Annotated in this window: 1 pseudogene; it reads left to right on the top strand. The window is 45.6% G+C overall.

The features are described from left to right. Positions 1-809: pseudogene (locus ACFIKO_RS09600) on the top strand (DUF4815 domain-containing protein); the annotation flags it as partial.

Genomic DNA, 809 nt, shown 5'->3' on the forward strand with positions numbered 1-809 from the left:
TTTACCGGTCAAGGTGTGATTGATGTGAAAGTGATGCGGCGCACCACCACGGTGAAGATATGGACGCAAGTGGACCCACAAGCGCAAGTCTTTACCCCCGATGAAACACGGCAAATCACCGGTATTGACTTTCATCTTTGTAAAATCGGTAATCAAAACCATGATCTGGTGATTGATTTGGTCACCACAGAAAATGGCTATCCGACCGCCGATATTCAAGCGCAAAGCTTTTATTCTATGAAGGGCGCAAAGCTAGGTTGGGCAGAGGCACGCTATGATGTACCACTCCTTGTGATGGATGACCGCTTAACGGCTTTTGTACTTAAAACCGATGATGCTGATCATTCTGTCTCACTAGCAAAGCTTGGAGATTTTGATGCAGAACACCAGAGATACGTCTCGAGCCACCCTTATGTGACCGGTCCACGTTTTTCTTCTGTTAATGCGCAGACATGGTCCGCCCATCAAGATGAGGCTTTAGCCTTTCGAGTACTGGCGGCACGCTACACACAAACAGAAAAAACCATTGATCTTGGCACTTTTGATCTTGTGGACTGCTCTGATTTGCAAATACGCGCAGCGATTGAATTGCCTTCAAGCGATTGTTCTGTCATCTTTGAAATTGAAAGAAACAATGGCACGGTTTATCAACTGCTTCCCTTTCAATTGCTAAGCCTTACCGAATATATCAGTGAAAAGATAAAGCTTCGCGCCATTCTAAAAGGCACCGAAAAGCTCTCACCGGTTTTGTTTGCTCCTGTTCAATTGATTGCGGGGAAGATTCATAAAACGGCCACTTATGTCACCCG

Source organism: Bartonella sp. TS82HLJMH (assembly GCF_042193495.1).
Lineage (GTDB): Bacteria > Pseudomonadota > Alphaproteobacteria > Rhizobiales > Rhizobiaceae > Bartonella > Bartonella grahamii.